Origin of the sequence: Achromobacter sp. GbtcB20 (assembly GCF_019091095.1) — a bacterium.
Classification (GTDB): Bacteria; Pseudomonadota; Gammaproteobacteria; order Burkholderiales; family Burkholderiaceae_B; genus Achromobacter; species Achromobacter mucicolens.
Window position 1 is genome coordinate 1 of the sequence record NZ_JAGXJZ010000044.1, and the last position, 17,832, is coordinate 17,832.

Genomic DNA, 17,832 nt, shown 5'->3' on the forward strand with positions numbered 1-17,832 from the left:
ATTTTCGAGGAGGTAGCCATGCAGTCGGCGGGACTTCCTCGGGCCCATGTCTTCACAGGTCCAAATGTTCAGGCCATTGGGCTGCTTTCGATGTAGCTGCAGCTTCTCGAAGCGCTTCTGCACCCACTGCCAATCCTGTTGATTCTCCTGCTTGGCGAGTGCGGCCACTTCGGGATGCTCCTGCGCATAGCGTTGGAACACACCCGGGCTGACCAGGTAGGCCGTGTCATTCACCGTATGCACGAGTGCCTTCGCGTCGTTGATGATGAGCCGTCGTGAGGCGATTCCCTGCTTCAGCCAAACCATGAACTGTTCCCCGGATGGCTTCGTTGCCGATGGCCCAGGCGTAGGCGCGGGTGCAGGTGCAGGCGATGGAATGGACGTCGCGGCTGTTGCTGGCGCGGGGTGTGGAGGAACTCCTCGGCATCCTGGCCAACGCCGGCCGACTCACCCAAGCCCACCATCGCGAGCAAATCCTCCATGACGTCGGGCACGGGCTGGGCTGCGGGCGGTGAAACGATGGTGGTGCTGTCGCCCTCCCAAATCGGAGGCTCTTGACCTCCCTGCGCTGGGTTCACCGAGACGGAAGGCGCGGGAGCCGACATGCTGGCGTCGTTTTCCGCGGGCGTCGCGTCGATCTCTACCGTCCCCGCGAAAGGTGCTGGTCGCTCGCCAGACTCCCAGATCAGCGCGGGAGCGAGACGCAACAGGGTGAACGAATGGGAGCTGTGCGCCCTATGGAGGCAACACCGGGAAATCAGCCGGCACGACCAGCTGATCCGGGCCCAGTTCTTCGAGGTTGTTCAGGCCCAGCAGGCCCATAGCGGAGTCGATTTCCCGTGCCAGGATGCCAATGGCATGCGCCACACCGGCCTGCCCGGCGAGCGCGGCCGCATAGTTGAACGGGCGGCCGACGAACACGAAATCTGCGCCTAGGGCCATGGCCTTGAGCACGTCCGTGCCACGCCGGAATCCGCTGCCAACCATCAGTGGCAGGTCGCCCAGGGCCCCCCGTATGGCGCCGATCATGCGCAGCGGCGTCACCGCGCCGTCGAGCTGACGGCCGCCGTGGTTGGAAAGAATGATGCCGTCGATGCCCCGGGCACGCGCTTCACGCGCATCGGCTGGATGCAGGATGCCCTTGAGCACCAGGTGCCCCCGCCACTGGTCGCGGATGCGGGCGATGTCGGCCCAGTCGAGATGCGATCGCCCGCTGAACTCGCGAACGACGTTGCGGGCCACCACCGCCACGCGAGTGTCGGCATCTCTGTTCTCGAAGTGGGGCATTCCGCAATGCACCAGGGTGCGCAGGAAAGTGCCGAGCGTCCAGCGCGGGTGCGTGAGGCCTTGCCACAGAAGCGCGAGATCCGGCTGCAGCGGGCTGGTGAAGCCGGCGCGCAAATGATGTTCCGGGTTGCCCCGCACGGCCGAATCCACCGTGATGACCAGCGTGCCGAAGCCCGCCCTTGCGGCCCGATCCACCAGCGCCCTGATGCGCTCTGCACTGGGAGGCAGGTAGGCCTGGAACCAGCTGTCGGGATTCGCCTGCGCGACGTCTTCCATGCGCATGAGCGACGAGCCGCTCATGATCATGGGTATCGCTGCATCGCGCGCCGACCGGGCCAGCACCACGTCCCCCTGGAATGCGGTCAGCGCACTGACACCCATGGGCGCGATGCCGAAGGGGTGCCGGTAATGCCTGCCCAGCAGGCTGGTGGCCTGCGTGCGTGCCGACACGTTGCGCAGCACGCGGGGCAGCAGTTCCACGCGTTCGAAGGCACTGCGGTTGTTGCGAAGCGAGGCGTTGGTTTCGGTGCCGCTCGACACGTAGGCGAAGATCGGCTTGGGCAGCAGCCGGCGCGCTGCCGGCTCGAGGTCGTCGAGCGCGACTATGCGGTGCAGCACGCGCGGAAGCTTGCAGGTGCTGTGCGGATGGGTGGGCATCGTCTGCATTTCCAGGGGTCAGCGCCCGTTCGCGGCGCCAGGCGTCAAAGGCCGTTTGCACCTGGCTGTCGGTGGCCGGATAGAGGCCGATGATGGAACGTCCCTTTTCCACCTCCTGTTGTACGAAGTCCTCGAAGGCGGTCATCTCGAAGGCTTCCTCTCAATACGTCGGACTTCGCTACACCGAGAGGCTGGCAGAGGCCAAAATTGCACCCTCGGTGGGCAGTCGCGGTGACAGCTACGACAACGCCTTGGCCGAGACCATCAACGGCTTGTACAAAGCCGAGTTGATTCACCGCCGGGCACCGTGGAAAACGAAAGAAACTCTGGAACTGGCCACCCTCGAATGGGTGTCCTGGTTTAACCACCACAGGCTCCTTGAGCCTATGGGGCACATTCCGCCCGCAGAAGCTGAGGCAAACTACTACCGGCAACTCGCCAGTCAGGCCACCTCGGTGGCGACCTGACTTAAACCAAACTGCCTCCACGAAACCCGGTGCGGTTCACTCGGTAGATGCCATCGATTCACAGCTTCGCAAGATCGAAGGGCAGAGCCTTGGGTATAAAGTGGCTCGTTTCTTCGGTCTTCTGGGGCGGTGATTTACGCGACCTGCAGTGTCGGATAGTCTGTATAGCCCTTGGCGCCACCTGCGTAGAACGTGTTGGAGTCAGGCGCGTTCAGCGGTGCCTTGGCCCTGATGCGTGCGGGCAGGTCCGGGTTAGCCAGGAAGGCGGTGCCAAAGGCCACAGCGTCAAGCTTACCTTCGGCAATAGCTGCCTCTGCCTCATCAGCGCTGTAACCCATATTGCCCACCAACACACCCTTGTACTTTTCACGCGCTACGGGCATGACATCGGCCTTCTGCACGCCGAAGAAATCGGCACGCATCACGTGCAGGTAGGCTAGCTTGAAGGCATTGAGCCTATCGGCCAGGAAGCCGATGAGGGCCAGCGGGTGGCTGTCTTTCATGCTGTTGAAGCTGTTGAGGGGCGACAGGCGCAGACCCACACGTTCGGAACCGATCGCCTGGGTCACGGCAGTAAGTACCTCGAACAGCAAACGTGCACGGTTTTCCAGCGATCCGCCGTAAGCATCGGTGCGCTGGTTGGGCGTGTCGCGCAGAAACTGGTCAATCAGGTAGCCGTTGGCGCCGTGTACTTCCACACCATCAAAGCCGGCGGCAATGGCGTTGTGTGCGCCTTGAGCAAACGCAGCCACGATGCCAGGAATCTCTTCGACGGTCAGGGGGCGGGGCACCGCGTGCGGCACCTTGCCTTGGGGCGTGTGGATCTCACCCTCAATAGCGGTAGCGCTGCTGGAGACAATGGGGGCGCCATCGGCAGCGCCAGGGTAGGCTGCGCGGCCAGCGTGCCAGATCTGCATGAAGATGCGTCCGCCCTTGGCGTGCACCGCGTCGGTCACCTGCCTCCAGGCTGCAATCTGCGCGTCGTTGTAGATGCCAGGCTCATTGACGAAGGCCGATGTACCGGGCGCCACCATGGTGCATTCGGAAATCAGCAGGCCGCCGGTGGCTCGCTGGCTGTAGTACTGGGCCATCAGCGCGTTGGGCATGTGGCCAGCGTCGGCACGGGCGCGTGTCAATGGTGCCAGAAGGATGCGGTTGGGCAGGGTGAGAGAACCTACTTGAAGTGGATTGAATAGCATGTGGATGAAAACCCAGATTAGTGAACAGAAAACAGTGTTAAAGCTAATAGTATTCCCAATACTCAGACCTTTGAAAGGTCACTGAACTTTGAAAGGTCACTGAAGACTGCTTTGGCACGGCTGGTGCTTTTGCACCCAACGCACGATGTAGTAGACGCAAGTGGGTAAGCCTCTGCTTCCGACAGTTTCGCGGTGGTCTCCAGCCGTACATGCACCAAACGCCTTTGGTCATCCACCGCGTCGCAACTCCCTGACACCCCGGCCCAGCTTGCGGCGCAACAGGGCCCGCAGGGTCACCCCATCCGAGTACCCGACCTGTGCGGCGACCTGGTCGACGCTGGCGTTCCCGGTGCGCAAGAGATGGACGGCATGCTCCACGCGCAGGTCCTGGAAATACGACAGCGGTGTCTTTCCCAAAACGCTTTGCAGCCGCCGGGCCAAGGTGCGCTCGCTTGTGCCCGCGGCGCTGGCCGCCTCGGCCAGCGAGAACCCCTGCGCGAGCCGACGTCTGGCCCAGCACTCGAAGCGCTCGACCATCGGGTCGGCATGCGCAAGGTGGTCGGGAATCACGAACTCGGCTTGCGAACTGCGTGTCTCGACCAGCAGATAGCGTGCCACCAGGGCCGCCAGCGCCGGACTGCGCCCTCGGATGATGCGCAAGGCCAAGTCGACGTGGGCCAAAGCGGCACCCGCGGTGGTGAAGCGTGTCGAGTTCACGATCATGCGTGACTCGTCCAGCGTGACGTTCGGATAGCGCTGCCGAAACATCGGCCCCAGCCACCATGACGTCGTCGCACGATGCCCATCAAGCAGGCCACTCTCTGCAAGCAAGAAACTACCGGAGCAGGCGGCACCAAGGTGCGCGCCAGCGGTGGACCACTGCTGTAGCGCGGCGACCGCATCGGGCACGTCGGGGCGTGTGAGCCGAGCCGAGAGCGTGTCAGGCATCTTGTCACCAAACGCGGGCACAAGCACGACGTCTGGTTCCGGCACACCACGCGCAGTGACCACGGGGACCGTCAAGCCTTGCGCAGTTCGGATGCGACGCCGCACGCCCACCAGCGTGAGCTCTATGCGAGAGGGAGCCTGTGGCAGCGAGCCCGCCATTGCGTTGGCCAAGCCTACTGTGTCAGCGAGCGCCGCAAGCCCCAGATCAAACACGCCATTACAAACAAGGATGTGGAGTTTCATGGCAACAATGATATCAAAGTTGTCATTATTGCCTATAGAGATGGCTGTCATGAAGACCTAGACTGTGGACTCGTCGATCCCTTCACCTAACCCATTTACCCAAAGGATTACAGTATGACCAAGCTCGCCCTGTTTGTTCGCCTCGAAGCCAAACCCGGCCAAGAGGCTGCGCTTGCCGACTTCCTGGCCAGCGCACTGCCGCTCGCCAACGCCGAGTCCGGCACCACTGCCTGGTTCGCATTGAAGTTTGGCCCTTCGACGTTCGGTGTGTTCGATGCCTTTGCCGATGAGGCAGGTCGCCAGGCACATCTGAACGGCCAGATCGCCGCGGCCTTGATGGCCAACGCCGCGACCTTGCTCAGTTCTCCGCCCAATATCGAGAAGGTCGAACTGCTTGCAGCCAAACTGCCTGCATGACAACCCAGCCTTGACCCAATCAGGTCACGCTGCAGGATGGGGGTCACACGCAGGGCCATCGCATTCGCATGGCATGCGCCATCTGAAATTGTCTAAAAAAGTCGTTCACGTTCAACAGCTTATGCAGCCATCTTGTGGACCCTCTCAAAAACGCGTCTTCTCTCGTCTTTTGGGCGAGCGAAATGCGTGGAGCGGGAGTCAGTCTGATGGAGAAACTCGGTGAGCTTGAAGATCCGCGTCAGCCCAGCAACGGCACCCGCCACGATTTCCGGGAGATCCTGGTGATCGCCGTGCGCCATGCTCTCGGACGCCGATAGCTTCGAGGACATCGCCCTGTGGGGCCGGCTCAAGGCTGACTGGCTGCGGCGCTTTCTGGTGCTCAAGAACGGCATTCCGTCGCAGGACACCTTCCTGCGCGTGTTCCGCGTGCTCGATCCGAAGCAGTTCGAGGCGGTGTTCCGGCGCTGGGTGGGCGGGATCGTTGGCGCACTCGATGGCGTGGTCGCCGTCGACGGCAAGACGCTGCGCCGCTCGGCCGACGGGGATGCGCCGCCGGTGCACATGGTCAGCGCCTTCTCGACCGAACTCGGACTGGTGCTCGGCCAAGAGAAAGTCGCGGGAAAGAGCAACGAGATCACCGCTATCCCTGAACTGCTCGAAGCCTTGTACATCAAGGGCTTGCTTGTGAGCATCGATGCCATGGGCTGTCAGCGTGAGATCGCCGCAAAGATCGTCGAAAAAGGGGGCGATTACCTGCTGGCGGTCAAGGGTAACCAACCCACGCTGCACCAGCAGGTGCGCGATCTGATCAGCGATGCGCAACTTGCCAACGACGGCTTCAAGCATGTGGACAAGGCCCATGGCCGGACGGTGATGCAGTTGAGCTGGGTCGCCGCCAGTGGCAAAGAAATCGACGCCGAACTGTGGCCAGGCTGCAAGACGGTCGGCTGCGTCGTCTCGCAGCGCGTGGTCGGCGAGAAGGTCGCCGAACTCGAGGAGCGGTACTACATCACCTCGCGCAAACTCACTGCCGAAGAACTGGCCAAGACCGTGCGCGCGCATTGGGGCATCGAGAACCGGCTTCACTGGATGCTTGACGTCTGCTTCGGTGAAGACGACAGCATGATCCGCAAGGACAATGCTCCGCAGAACCTCTCGCTGCTCAAGAAGATCGTGCTCAACCTCATCCGCGCGGACAAGACCGATAACGCCAAGACGAGTCTGCGACTCAAGCGCAAGCGGGCGGCCTGGGATGACGATATCCGTATGAAAATGCTGGAAATTCATCCGTTATGACTTTCGAATGCGATAGCCCTGGGGTCACACGGCCCTACATGGTTTGGGTAAGGAGGCAACATGACTAACAGCCTGGCAGTAGTGGTGCTTCACCTCGCGGAGCGGCCGGTCGTGGCCTGCCCTCCAGCATAGACCGCGATCAGGAGGGCGGGTGGCGGCCGGCAGAGCCGGGTTGGCTCGGGTCGCAGGTCGATTAGATTCTGCACGATAAATCAAACCTTATGCTACTTTCCATGCACGCTCTTGCAATGGCTCTAGGGGTCGATTGGATTCTGTGTTAATTTTATAACATGGATGGAAATTCTAGGCACCAGGTAATCAAGCGACTGCAGGCGGGACTCCCCCGCGGGGCGCCGTTCGACCTTGCCACCCTGAGCCAGTTCGGGGTGTCGCCCCAGCTCGCCGCCCACTATGCCGACGGCGGGTGGCTCGTGCGCCTGGCCCATGGCGTCTATGCCTTCCCGAACGATGAGTTCGGGGTCTACGGTGCGCTGAAGTTCCTGCAACAGCGCGTGCCCGGCCTGCACGTCGGCGGCAAGAGTGCCCTGGCCCTGCAGGGGGTGCGGCACAACCTGGGCAGCCGGGAGGCGCTGGTGCTGTGGGGCGACGGTCGCTTCGCGTTGCCGGCCTGGTTCACTTCGCGCTTTCCGGCCCGCTACGTCCACGCCCGCCTGTTCGACTGGCCGGACACGGCGCTGGCCGGCAAGACCCTGACCACGCCGCCTGGCCTGCCCGAGGATCTGCGGGTGGCAGCCCCCGAGCGTGCCGTTCTGGAGCTGCTGTACGAAGCCGGCGTCAAGCAGAGCCTCGAAGAGGCCCGCAACATCTTTGATGGACTGCGTTCCCCCCGCAAGGACTTGCTCGGGCAACTGCTGTCCTGCTGCGCCAGCGTGAAGGCCGTGCGCTTGTTCCTCACCTGGGCGCGCGAGACCAGCCTCGTGGATGTCGACGCCCTGCTGGAGCAGTATCCGGTTCGCACCGGCAGCAACACGCGCTGGATGAGCCGGCTCGATGACGGCACCTTGCTGAGCCTGAGACCTCATGGATAAGACCTACGCGGATACCGTTCGCCTGCTGCTGGCCGTCGCACCCGACGTGTTCGCCAACGACATCTTCGCCATGAAGGGTGGCACGGCCATCAACCTCTTCGTGCAGGACATGCCACGCTTGTCGGTGGACATCGACGTGGTGTACCTCCCGTGGCAGACGCCGCGCGACGAAGCGCTGCAAGCCATCAACCAGGAGCTGGCCGCCATCGCCACGCGCGTTGCACCACTGGGCGTGCAGACACGCTTGGTTCGCGCCAAGGACCTGGGGGACACCAAGCTGATCGTCGAGAACGACGCCGGCCAGGTGAAGATCGAGGTCAACGTCGTGTTCCGAGGCAGCGTGCTGCCCGTCGAGCGGCGACCACTGAGCGCCAGGACCAGCGATCTGTTCGGCGTCGAGTTCGAGCTGCCGGTTCTGGCACCGGACGAGCTGTACGCCAGCAAGCTGGTGGCTGCGCTGGATCGACAGCATCCGCGTGATCTGTTCGACGTGTGGCAGCTCTACGAATCGGGCGACATCAGCGACGGCATGGTCGAGTGCTTCGTGATCTATCTGGCGGGCCACAACCGGCCGCCCAACGAAGTGCTGTTCGGCAACGACAAGGACATCGCCGGCGAGTACGAGCGGGCCTTTGTCGGCATGACCGAAGTGGACTGCTCCCTGGAGACACTGCTCGACGCTCGCGCCAGGATGCGGCGCGAGCTGCCACAGCGACTGAGCACCGCGCACAAGCAGTTTCTGAGCGGGCTGGCGCGCGCAGAACCGGACTGGTCGCTGGTGCAGTGCCAGCACGCCGCGCAACTGCCGGCACTGCGCTGGAAGCTCGCCAATCTCGAAACCTTCCGCAAGCGCCGTCCCGACGACTTCGCAGCGCAATCCGCCGCCCTCGACACCGGCTTGGGCCAGAGCTGACGAACATCCCCGCAGCTTCCGGCTTGCCGGGATTGCCCCATGCCGCATTCATCGTGGCACCCGCGCAGCAGCGGCCCTATACCCAAAGGCTTCCGACAAAGGCCAAAGGGCTGGGAAGGGGCAAAGGAAGGGCGCCAAGGGGAAAGGCCCTATCCTGAAAAGGCCAAAAGGCGCCCCCGAGCAGCCCGTCATCCGGGGTTCGCCATGCTCTCGCTGTTCCAGCGCAAACGGGTGCCACCCACCGCCGGCACACCGGCCACATCCGCCATCGAAACTCCGAAAGGGTCGATGCGGCCGGAGTCGGCCGCATCGCCGCTGGCCACGCCGCGCCGGCAGAAACTGCTAGAGCATATCTGGCAGCGCACATCGCTCTCGCGCCGGCAGTTCGCCACGCTCTACCTCGCCCCACTGGAGCGCTACGCCGAGCTGGTCCAGCAGTTCCCGGCCTCCGAGAACCACCACCACGCCTATCCGGGCGGCATGCTGGACCACGGCCTGGAGATCGTCGCCTATGCGCTGAAATTGCGGCAGTCATACCTGCTGCCTGCGGGCGTCACGCCGGAGGCACAGGCGGCCCAGGCCGAAGCCTGGACCGCAGGCACGGCCTACGCGGCCCTGCTGCACGACATCGGCAAGATTGCGGTCGATCTGCACGTCGAGCATGACGATGGCAGCGTCTGGCATCCCTGGCACGGCCCGCTGCGAAAGCCCTACCGCTTCCGTTACCGAAAGGAGCGCGAGTACCGCCTGCACAGCGCCGCCACCGGGCTGCTCTACGCGCGCCTTCTCGATCGGGACATCTTCGACTGGCTCAGCGGCTATCCCGACCTCTGGGCCGCGCTGCTGTACGTGCTGGCCGGCCAGTACGAGCACGCCGGCACGCTCGGCGAGCTCGTCGTGCAGGCCGACCAGGCATCGGTCGCCCAGGAACTCGGCGGCGATCCCAGCAAGGCGCTGGCGGCGCCCAAGCATGCGCTGCAACGCAAATTGCTCGACGGCTTGCGCTACCTGCTCAAGGAAGAATTCAAGTTGAACCAGGCCGGCCCGGCGGACGGTTGGCTGACCCAAGACGCCTTGTGGCTGGGGTGAGCAAGACCGTCTCCGACAAGCTGCGCGCGCATCTGCTGTCGCAGGGCATCGACGGCATCCCGGCGAGCAACACGGCGGTGTTCAACGTGTTGCAGGATCACGGCATCGTGCAACCGACGCCGGATGGCAAGGCGATCTGGAAGGCTACCGTCACCAGCGACGCCGGCTGGTCGCACGCCTTCACCTTCCTGAAACTCTCGCCGGCGATGATCTGGGATGCCGCCGACCGGCCGGCGCCGTTCGCAGGCCGTGTGCACGTCGAAGAGGAACAGGCGGAGCCGACGCCGCAGGCGACAGCGGTGGCCGATGGGCCGCGCGCGGAAGGCATCGAAGCTGCATCCGCGAGCACGGCGCCGATCGCATCCGCAGCCACGGATACCGGCGTGGCCGCGCTACTCGACCTGCTGGGCGACACCGCTCCACCCACGGCACCGGAGATCCCGAGTTCCCCTGTTGCCGAGCCCGAGCCGGCCCCTTCGACCGTGCCCCCGCCGCAGATGGGCCTCGCACCTTTCCAGGATCGCGCGGAGCCTTCCGGGGCGCACTTCATGGCCTGGCTGCGTCAGAGCATCCAGACGCGCAAGCTCATCATCAACGACGCCAAGGCCCTGGTGCATGCCGTCGCCGGTACAACCTACCTCGTCAGCCCCGGCGTGTTCCAGCGCTACGCGCAGGAGTACCTTCAAGTCGCCGCGCTGGCCAAGCAGGAGAAGCTGGAGGGGTGGCAGTGGGTACAGAAGCGCTTCGAGAAGCTGGGACAGCACCGCAAGCAGCCGAGCGGGCTGAACATCTGGACCTGCGAAGTCACGGGGCCGCGCAGGTCGCGCCGGCTGCACGGCTACCTGCTCGCCAGCCCGGATGCGCTGTTCCAGGAGACGCCGCCAGACAACCCATACCTGCGGCTCGTCAACGGGGCCGCAAAGCGCGAAGATTCAGCCCTTGGGGGCAAGGACGACGATCAGGCGTAGGCATGCGACCGCTGTGCGGGCCGGCTTCAATCCGCGGATGGGGCCGACTCTGCCAGCTTGGCTTCGGTCAGAGTCATCAAGTGGGCGGAACTGCATTTCAGCGCACGGGCAATCTTGAGGATGAGAGGGAGCGTGGGGACATGCTCGCCGCGCTCGATCTTGCCCATGTGCGACCGTTCGATGCCGGCCATGTGGGCCAGCGTTTCCTGAGCGATGCCCTGGTTGGTTCTTTCTTCCCGCACGGCAGCCCCAAACGCGATGGCTGGTTCCGCTTCGTAGGTAGTGGTGCCGGTGGGGCGGCCCCTTTGGATCGAACGCTTTGGCATTGCCAAGAGCGTCGAACACGGTCACGATTTAAACCACGTTAAACTTAACTCATCCAACGGCTTCGAGATCAGTTGCCACGAGTTCACCGCCTGGGGGAGCTGGACGTGGAATCGAGTGACATCACCGCCGAAATTCGCATGGCAGTCCTCGGCGAATGGGTGCCTCCCCAGCTCGCCGACGTGCTCGCCCTGCAGCGTGCCGAAGAGCCGGACCCATGCCGTCCTGGCCTGGTGGACAGATCCCGGTCGACGCGCGGAGCTGCCGGACGACGGCTTCGACTTCGCCTTGTCTGCGGTTGCCCGGCAGTGGCCTGACTGGGTATGCGAACCGCTGTGGCATGACACGCTGGCGGTCGCCGTGGCCGAGCGCTCCCATCTGCTGGCCTACCGTGAAGTGCCGTGCGGTGAAGTGCTCAAGCAGCCCTTGATCTGCTCGCAGTCCACGGCCGATGAACCATGGCGCATGACCGTGCAGCGTGTGTTCGAGAACGCGCTGCAGGAGCGAGAGCAAGCGGTGGAGACATTCGATGTGGCGATGACGTTGGTTGCCGCCGGGTACGGGATCGCCATTGCGCCCGCCGCGAGATTGGCGAGCTACCTACGCCGAGGCATCGCCGTGCGGCCGCTGGCCGGCGCACCAACGATCGTGATGGCTTACCTGCTCCGCCGCGATGCTTCCTTGTCGGACACCCAGGCAAGATTCGCCCGCCGCGCGCGCTTGGTGTCCTGACAGACGCGCGGGGATCGCGGTTTCGCCACGATCCCGCATTCCTGCTGCTAGGCGACCCCGACTCGCGGCGGGGTCCATTCGCTTTCCTTCACGGCTGTGCTCACCGCCATGACGAGCTTGTCGAGATTGCTGGCCGTCACGCCCTCCAGTGCCGAACGCCCCCGCAGCATCGAGCGCGGTTGCAGCAGTGCATGGTAGATCTGCCAAGGGTCCGCACCCCTGGTCAGCTTCAGGACGGACTGGATCAGCTCGTGCTTGAGTGGGTCGAGGTGCCAGTCCGGCACGCGCTGGCCGCGGTTGCCCACATTCAATGCCAGCAAGTTGCCCGCCTTGATCTCGTAGCTGATCCACCTGCGGGATTTGCCCGCCACCTTGGCAAACGCCGCGACGGGAAGGTTGTGCGGCGCTTCGAAGACATCGAACAGCTCCATCCTCTCGCGCTGAATGTCCGAAGGCACCAGCGGCGCGGCTGATCGAGGGGGCGGAACCGCCGGCAGCCGATGTGTGGCGGCAGAAACCAACGGCATGGCGTCACCCGGCCTCGTCACCAGCAGGATTGGCGAAGCGGCAACCGGCGTGGAAGGTTCGCTTGCGCTTTGCTCACTCGGGAATGCGGGCACGCCTTCCAGATGCACGGTGAGCGGCATGCTGGCCGCCTCGACCTGGTTCTGCTCGAAGAGGTCGAGCCGATCGGCCCAGTCCTGCATCATGCGGCGACGCTGCTCCACGTACTCGGCATGGTTGTAGGTCGCGCTGACCTTGTTGGGATCGACATGCGAGAGCTGTGCATCCACCCAGACCTTCGGGTAGCCGATCTCGTTGAGCGCAGTGGACATCGTGCCGCGGATACCGTGTCCGGTCAGGCGTTCCTGATAGCCCATGCGCTTGAGGGCACCATTGAGCGAGTTCTCGCTGATGCGCTTCTTCAAGTCGCTGTCGTGCCGGAACAGGTGGCGCTGGGCCGGCTTGAACTCATCCAGCAGGTGCCGGACGATCTCCATGGCCTGAATCGACAGCGGCACGATGTAGGGCGGGATGTCCTTCGGCTGCTGCCGCTTCTTGCGCATATCCAACTGGAGTTGCTTCACGACGTCGGGCGGGATGATCCACAACCCACGGTCCAGATCGAATTGATCCGGCGTCGCCTGTCGCAGCTCGCCGGTTCGCAAGTCGTTCATGTGGTCTTCCTGGCGATTGCGCTTCGGCCGCCTTGGACATTGGTGAGAAATGCGAAGAGTGGTGAGACGGCGAGCGCTTTTTTGAGTTTCATTGAATATGACGGCTGTACAAGCGGTGGTTCGACACTCGAGCCCAGTCACCAGTGCTCGCATTGGTGACAATGCGTTGGTCACACAAGTACTGCATCATGTAGAGCCGCTCTCCGTGAACGTCGACCAGGTGGAACCCTTGAACCGCGTTACTGCCGCCTTCATCAACGGCCACTTTCGCTATTTGCTCACGCAGGAGCTTCGGGGCTCCCCCAACCGTCCGCAAGATGTTCTCGCCGGTGCCGTAAATTCTGATGATGGCTGCGCCCCCCTTGCCGATGCTGATGTGTTCCCAACCCGCACCAACAGAGCGATCAAAGTTGCCATCGAAGCTGCAGTCTGCCGCCGACGCGCTACCGGCGGTTACGGCCATCCAAAGGGCGATCGCAAAACGAGTTTTGACTAAATTCTTCATACCGGATTAGCGTTCGCGCTCGTACTCGTGATGTGCTTCGGCAACAGCCGCGCCCCGCGGCATCAGCAGGATGCGAACTTCGTTGATGGTGTCATCAAGGGCAGCTTGGTCGATGGAACCCGTTGCTTGGCCTTGGCGATGCTCTTTACTATCCAGCTGATGCTGCCAAGCCTGAATCTCTTCAGCGTCAGTGCGCGGGGCCGCACCGCGTTGTTCGAGATTTGCGCGTGATTCGGCCATAGCGCGGTCGAAGCTGGCCAAGGAATTGGCGGCACTGTAGAAACCGAGCACCACGGTGCGGCGATCGGTGTCGTCCATCCGTGCGATCAAACCATCGTCAAGGAACGGCATTCCGTGATCACGAAGCGTGGCTTCGTCCAGGCCAATGCGATCTCGGATCGCTACCAGGTCCGAAAAGCGCAAAGTGTTGAGGTTGACGAACGTCGGGGCGTGGGTCGAAAACTCAGAGCGAACCTGCATTTGTGTGTCCGCCTGTGCCGGCGTGGGCGCCAGCGATACGCTAGCCACGACGCCGCAAGCTGCGGCCGCGACAGCGAACTTCCGTACGGCCTTGTCCCACGCGGTTGACGCGCCGTCAGCAGTGTTTGCCATGCTGAGCCCTTGGCTTGGCTGGAAGAACTCCTTGGCGCGCTCGCTCAACTGGCCGAGGAGATCGAGCTTGCGCGAGTTAAGGATGCTGAGACCGGCGGGTTTTTGGTTGGTTGCCATAAGGATCCTCGCTATCGTTTAGGCGGGGGTGATGACGAAGTCGCGGCTAGGAATGCCGTTTTCGTCGATGGGGATGACAAGAAGCTTTTGTTCGCTCCAGAACTGGTCCAAGAAGCCCTGCGGCAGGGGCCGCGCGCCCCCGATTTCTTCAACGGCGCCGTCTTCGGCCGTCCAAATCAAGCTTCCGGCGATGATCCGCGTGTTCGTTGGAATACCGCGGCCAGCGCGATGCGGGATCATTAGGCATCGCTCACCGGTGGATTCATTCGTGGCGACGTCAAAGTGGAGTTGGCTAAGCGACATAGGGTTGTGCTGGGTCTGATGGTTCAGTATTCGTGGGGGGCGGAGATAGCCGTGGGAGGGACTCGAGGCATGGCCCGTTCTCCCTGCGCGTGGATAACCGCTTGTACGGCGCAGCCGGTGGTCGCAAGTTCTGATGCGGCTACCGCAAAACCTTGGCGCTTCAGCCAACGTTTTCCAGCGGCAACGAGTCGCTTAGGCAGTTCAGTGGGCATGGTTCGATCCGGTTCCTGCAGGACAGACAAGCCGGGCAGAGGTCGGTGCCAGCATTCGCCGAGCTTCGGCCGCAATCGTGGCGAAGGATTCCCTAAAATGGCCGGCCTGCCGCTCCCCTGCTTCCTTGACGTAGCCGATTGCGCATCGTTCCAGAAAAGCCTCCATTTGTTGGGCTGCGGAATGCGAGACGCCAGGCGTGGTCCGCATGAGCTGGAAGTACTCCTGCCACGAGGGGATGTGGGGGGCGCTTTTGGGTGCCATCCAACCCTGCTCGGACGAAGGAATGGTCATCTGAGCCTGCGCCAAGGAAAGGCGAAAGGACGCCAGGAAGGCGAATTTCCGATCTTGCAGCGCGGAGGGCACTCGGGTTCGCGGGGTCGACGGTCCCTGTTTCATCTCACCCATCGCTCCATGTCGACAGGCTGCGCGCCCTCGAGCCACTCGAGTCGACGAGCGGGGTGAGGATGGATGGCTGAGGTCGCCCGTGAGTCGCAGGAATCCCCAGGCCCGCAGCCGCGCGATGCACGTTCGACACACATCGGGGCCGGTTTGAAGAATTCGTCGCAGAGCGCGGCATCCAGGAACATGGCGTAAGCTTCATAAAAGAATGAATCAGCATAGTAATGCATACTAGAAAATGATTTACAAGTTTCGCCGTTTACCGATCCCCTCATTCGTGTGACGACTGATGCCCCGCAAATCCTTTGGCCCTGACTGTGCCATTGATAGGCTGCTTCGAACGCATGTTAAGGAGTCAGGGATGTCGTTGAATTGCAGATCGAAATTAGCTTGGGAATCGGATGCAGAGCACCGGGCTATCGTTGCCCGCGCTGAGCAGTTGTGGGGCACTCGGGAGGTTCTGTTGGATGCTGCGCTTGCCGCAGTAGGTCGTCTTCACGAGTCCGCTCTCGCCGGCGACCAGTTGGGGATCGAGCACGCTCTCCAAACCTACGAAGCGGTTGTGTGGAAGCTGAATGGCGGTTCGTTCTTCGGGAGCAGGGACTGCTGCAATCCGGACGCGGGCGGTAATGTGGTCGATCGATATTGCGCCGCGTCGCCCGGCCAGGACCCATTGTGGGGTCAGAATGGAGAGTTCTTGATTTGCGTTCTTGGCGTGCGTGCCCGGGTCGAGATCATGGAGGGCTTTGGACGGGCCGCCGTGCGTATGCACTTTCATGTGGTGGACCTTCATCGCCCCTTCGTGAGCGAAACCGGTTTCCTGTCGGTCTTCGATAAGGTTCGCATGCGGATGTCCCCTCGAAAATTGGCTGAAGAAACCTTTCAGTCTCGGCTTGGAAAGCGACCGCCATATCTGGAGTCAAATGCGTTGCTGCGCTTGGCGGGACGTGAGTCACCGGCCTGGCTCGCGACGGCGCTTTTCGATTCAGGCGCCCCCGCCGCTCACGACGAAGCCGGTCAATTCGCCTTGTCCTTCTGACACCGACGGGGATGGTGCGGCGCCTGGCGCACGCCGGCGCAAAAGTTTGGGGGCGCTTCACGCGCTCGATAGGATGGTTCTCACATATTCACTTGGAGCAGCTATGAGCACCATCGTTGGCACCGTCGCCCCCCTTCCCCTTCAACATGCCGTGACGCAGACTGATTCCCGGATGGCGCTAGGTCAATTTCCGACGCCGGGTTGGGCAGCAGAGGCCTTGTATGAACGCCACTTTTCTCATTTGGGCCGTGGAGACGTGGTCTGGGAGCCGACGTGCGGACCCGGCTCCTTCCTGGCGGTGGTGCCACCAGACGTGGACGCCTTTGGATCGGAGCTAGACCCTGCCCAGGCGCGCGCTGCCGCTGTGGCCACCGGCCGGCTGGTGCTGCAGGGCGACTTTGAAACGGTCGCGCTGCCGGCGACGCCCACCGTCGTGATCGGAAACCCGCCATTTCAGTTGGACTTGATCGATCGGCTGCTGCATCGCGTCCATAGTGTTTTGCCTTCGGGAGGCCAAGCGGCATTTTTGCTTCCCGCCTACGCGTTTCAGACGGCGGCGCGCGTTGCGGGGTATGCGGAGGACTGGTCGATTGCCCAGGAAATGATTCCTCGCAACATCTACCCTGGGCTGAAGTTGCCGCTGGTGTTCGCGACCTTCACGAAGGACGGGCGCCGGCGCCTATTCGGCTTTGCGCTCTATCGCGAAACGGCTGATGTCCAGCAGTTCCCGCGCAGTGTGCGCGCAGAGCTGGACGGGCACCGCGGCCCCGTCTGGGCCCGTGCGGTGGAAGCTGTTTTGCGCTTGTTGGGGGGTGAAGCCGATCTGGGCTCGATCTACGAAGCGCTGGCCCCGGCACGCGCAAGGCCGTCGGTAAATCCCTGGTGGAAAGAAAAGGTTCGCCAGACCTTGCGGCGTTATGAGCGATTCCGAAACGTCGGCCCATCGCGCTACGCGCTGACCGACGCAGTGGCGGCACCTGGCCAGCAATTGGTACTGATTTAGCCGGCCGGATGCCTGTCAGCCGCCCATTGCCGGCCGGGGGCGCTCGCGATCATAGCTGAGCGCCCGTTCTGCAGGGGCTTCGGGCTTGAGGAGAACCACTTGCTGCAGCCGTTCGATCGTGCGCTGCAGAGCCGCCGGATCGACAGTCTGCGCCGGCTTCGGCGCCCCCAGGTGGTCGACGAACTCCGTCCGCTTGTGCTCGGCTGATCGGCTGGCCAACGCCTTTTCCCAAGATTGCACTTCCTCGGCGTGCGTACGCGGTGCGTCGCCGCGTTGTGCGGCCGCCATGCGTGATTGCTGCATCGCTCGATCGAATCCTTCTAGCGTGTCGGCGGCCATGTACAGGCCTCCGACGAGCTGAGCGCGTTCATTGGGCGCCATGGACGTCATCGCTACCATATCGAACTGGGGCATGATTCTGTCACGTAGCGTCGCCTCGTCGAGCCCAATGCTGTCGCGAATTTTCACCAGATCGGAGAATTTCAAGCTGCTCAGGCTCACGTATTGCTGGGTTCCAGTTTGAGCAGCGGCGCTTGCTTCGACATGGGCGTCACGCGCCTGGGTGGCCTCTGGCACAACGTTCATGGCGGCCACCAGTCCGCACGCCACCGCAGCTGTGGCGAACGAGCGGACAGCCTTCGACCACAGGGGGGCGTTTTGCTGGCTCTCTGAGGTCAGAACAATCTTGGCGTCAGGCTGAAAGAATTCCTGCGCGCGCGCGCTGAGCGCTCCTGCCATATCCACCTTCTTGGAGTCGAGAATCTTGACGCCTTTTATCGAGTTCATCGAAGCGTTTCTGTTGGTTTGCACTGAAAACTGACCCGGCGTTTGCATCGAAAACTGACCCAGCCCTAATTTGATTGGGTCAGGGTTG

14 protein-coding genes and 6 pseudogenes are annotated in these 17,832 nt (G+C 62.9%); 9 read left to right on the top strand and 11 right to left on the bottom strand.

The features are described 5' to 3' along the window. Both KVT32_RS27190 and KVT32_RS27195 read right to left on the bottom strand, forming a co-directional pair. Positions 1-725: pseudogene (locus KVT32_RS27190) on the bottom strand (conjugal transfer nickase/helicase domain-containing protein); the annotation flags it as partial. Between the two features lie 10 nt (positions 726-735). Beyond that, positions 736-1,944: an alpha-hydroxy acid oxidase gene (locus KVT32_RS27195; protein WP_152385613.1), complete on the bottom strand. Its 1,209-nt coding sequence runs from the start codon at positions 1,942-1,944 to the stop codon at positions 736-738. Positions 1,945-2,090: 146 nt separating this feature from the next. Here KVT32_RS27195 and KVT32_RS27200 point away from each other — a divergent pair. After that, positions 2,091-2,411 (top strand): annotated as a pseudogene (locus tag KVT32_RS27200) (integrase core domain-containing protein); the annotation flags it as partial. A gap of 134 nt (positions 2,412-2,545) precedes the next feature. Here KVT32_RS27200 and KVT32_RS27205 read toward each other — a convergent pair. Next, positions 2,546-3,610, bottom strand: coding sequence for an alkene reductase (locus KVT32_RS27205; protein WP_152385612.1), 1,065 nt, complete (start codon positions 3,608-3,610; stop codon positions 2,546-2,548). Positions 3,611-3,838: 228 nt separating this feature from the next. Beyond that, complete coding sequence (locus KVT32_RS27210; protein WP_152385611.1) at positions 3,839-4,852, bottom strand: GlxA family transcriptional regulator; 1,014 nt, start codon at positions 4,850-4,852, stop codon at positions 3,839-3,841. Positions 4,853-4,915: 63 nt separating this feature from the next. On the opposite strand from KVT32_RS27210, the gene KVT32_RS27215 reads away from it, so the two are divergent. The 5 genes and pseudogenes from KVT32_RS27215 to mobH all read left to right on the top strand — a co-directional run bounded on the left by KVT32_RS27215 (position 4,916) and on the right by mobH (position 10,533). Continuing rightward, entirely contained in the window at positions 4,916-5,218 is a 303-nt protein-coding gene (locus KVT32_RS27215) for a putative quinol monooxygenase (protein ID WP_007182542.1), read from the top strand. Between the two features lie 206 nt (positions 5,219-5,424). Beyond that, positions 5,425-6,514, top strand: a pseudogene (locus tag KVT32_RS27220) (ISAs1 family transposase). Between the two features lie 290 nt (positions 6,515-6,804). Then, complete coding sequence (locus tag KVT32_RS27225) at positions 6,805-7,563, top strand: type IV toxin-antitoxin system AbiEi family antitoxin domain-containing protein (protein ID WP_041929668.1); 759 nt, start codon at positions 6,805-6,807, stop codon at positions 7,561-7,563. After that, on the top strand, positions 7,556-8,476 hold the full coding sequence (locus KVT32_RS27230) for a nucleotidyl transferase AbiEii/AbiGii toxin family protein (RefSeq protein WP_152385610.1): 921 nt from the start codon (positions 7,556-7,558) through the stop codon (positions 8,474-8,476). The genes KVT32_RS27225 and KVT32_RS27230 overlap by 8 nt, the downstream gene beginning before the upstream one ends. A gap of 204 nt (positions 8,477-8,680) precedes the next feature. Next, positions 8,681-10,533 (top strand): annotated as a pseudogene (gene mobH, locus KVT32_RS27235) (MobH family relaxase). A gap of 26 nt (positions 10,534-10,559) precedes the next feature. Here mobH and KVT32_RS27240 read toward each other — a convergent pair. Further along, positions 10,560-10,859 (bottom strand): helix-turn-helix domain-containing protein, encoded by a 300-nt coding sequence (locus tag KVT32_RS27240; protein ID WP_003282197.1) that lies wholly within the window; start codon positions 10,857-10,859, stop codon positions 10,560-10,562. A 105-nt stretch (positions 10,860-10,964) separates the two neighbouring features. Between KVT32_RS27240 and KVT32_RS27245 the strand changes: the two are divergent. Further along, a pseudogene (locus tag KVT32_RS27245) lies at positions 10,965-11,589 on the top strand (LysR substrate-binding domain-containing protein). Between the two features lie 47 nt (positions 11,590-11,636). Here KVT32_RS27245 and KVT32_RS27250 read toward each other — a convergent pair. The 5 genes and pseudogenes from KVT32_RS27250 to KVT32_RS27270 form a co-directional block, all read right to left on the bottom strand. Further along, positions 11,637-12,767, bottom strand: a pseudogene (locus tag KVT32_RS27250) (tyrosine-type recombinase/integrase); the annotation flags it as partial. Positions 12,768-12,855: 88 nt separating this feature from the next. Then, a complete protein-coding gene (locus tag KVT32_RS27255) occupies positions 12,856-13,272 on the bottom strand; it encodes a hypothetical protein (protein ID WP_152385609.1) in 417 nt (138 codons plus the stop codon). Between the two features lie 6 nt (positions 13,273-13,278). Then, entirely contained in the window at positions 13,279-14,001 is a 723-nt protein-coding gene (locus KVT32_RS27260; protein ID WP_152385608.1) for a hypothetical protein, read from the bottom strand. An 18-nt stretch (positions 14,002-14,019) separates the two neighbouring features. After that, positions 14,020-14,304, bottom strand: coding sequence for a hypothetical protein (locus KVT32_RS27265; RefSeq protein WP_152385607.1), 285 nt, complete (start codon positions 14,302-14,304; stop codon positions 14,020-14,022). 201 nt (positions 14,305-14,505) lie between these two features. After that, positions 14,506-14,808: a hypothetical protein gene (locus KVT32_RS27270; protein WP_227741406.1), complete on the bottom strand. Its 303-nt coding sequence runs from the start codon at positions 14,806-14,808 to the stop codon at positions 14,506-14,508. Between the two features lie 469 nt (positions 14,809-15,277). Between KVT32_RS27270 and KVT32_RS27275 the strand changes: the two genes are divergently transcribed. Both KVT32_RS27275 and KVT32_RS27280 read left to right on the top strand, forming a co-directional pair. Then, on the top strand, positions 15,278-15,955 hold the full coding sequence (locus KVT32_RS27275) for a hypothetical protein (RefSeq protein WP_152385606.1): 678 nt from the start codon (positions 15,278-15,280) through the stop codon (positions 15,953-15,955). Between the two features lie 103 nt (positions 15,956-16,058). Further along, a complete protein-coding gene (locus KVT32_RS27280; RefSeq protein WP_227741405.1) occupies positions 16,059-16,958 on the top strand; it encodes a class I SAM-dependent methyltransferase in 900 nt (299 codons plus the stop codon). Between the two features lie 15 nt (positions 16,959-16,973). On the opposite strand, the gene KVT32_RS27285 is transcribed toward KVT32_RS27280, so the two are convergent. After that, a partial coding sequence (locus KVT32_RS27285; RefSeq protein ID WP_254637035.1) for a hypothetical protein occupies positions 16,974-17,832 on the bottom strand: 859 nt, incomplete at its 5' end.

Excerpts from the sequence above, each read along its gene's own strand:
- KVT32_RS27195 (WP_152385613.1), bottom strand. The coding sequence starts at position 1,944 with ATGCCCACCCATCCGCACAGCACCTGCAAGCTTCCGCGCGTGCTGCAC.
- KVT32_RS27205 (WP_152385612.1), bottom strand. The coding sequence starts at position 3,610 with ATGCTATTCAATCCACTTCAAGTAGGTTCTCTCACCCTGCCCAACCGC.
- KVT32_RS27210 (WP_152385611.1), bottom strand. The coding sequence starts at position 4,852 with ATGACAGCCATCTCTATAGGCAATAATGACAACTTTGATATCATTGTT.
- KVT32_RS27215 (WP_007182542.1), top strand. The coding sequence starts at position 4,916 with ATGACCAAGCTCGCCCTGTTTGTTCGCCTCGAAGCCAAACCCGGCCAA.
- KVT32_RS27225 (WP_041929668.1), top strand. The coding sequence starts at position 6,805 with ATGGATGGAAATTCTAGGCACCAGGTAATCAAGCGACTGCAGGCGGGA.
- KVT32_RS27230 (WP_152385610.1), top strand. The coding sequence starts at position 7,556 with ATGGATAAGACCTACGCGGATACCGTTCGCCTGCTGCTGGCCGTCGCA.
- KVT32_RS27240 (WP_003282197.1), bottom strand. The coding sequence starts at position 10,859 with ATGCCAAAGCGTTCGATCCAAAGGGGCCGCCCCACCGGCACCACTACC.
- KVT32_RS27255 (WP_152385609.1), bottom strand. The coding sequence starts at position 13,272 with ATGAAGAATTTAGTCAAAACTCGTTTTGCGATCGCCCTTTGGATGGCC.
- KVT32_RS27260 (WP_152385608.1), bottom strand. The coding sequence starts at position 14,001 with ATGGCAACCAACCAAAAACCCGCCGGTCTCAGCATCCTTAACTCGCGC.
- KVT32_RS27265 (WP_152385607.1), bottom strand. The coding sequence starts at position 14,304 with ATGTCGCTTAGCCAACTCCACTTTGACGTCGCCACGAATGAATCCACC.
- KVT32_RS27270 (WP_227741406.1), bottom strand. The coding sequence starts at position 14,808 with ATGACCATTCCTTCGTCCGAGCAGGGTTGGATGGCACCCAAAAGCGCC.
- KVT32_RS27275 (WP_152385606.1), top strand. The coding sequence starts at position 15,278 with ATGTCGTTGAATTGCAGATCGAAATTAGCTTGGGAATCGGATGCAGAG.
- KVT32_RS27280 (WP_227741405.1), top strand. The coding sequence starts at position 16,059 with ATGAGCACCATCGTTGGCACCGTCGCCCCCCTTCCCCTTCAACATGCC.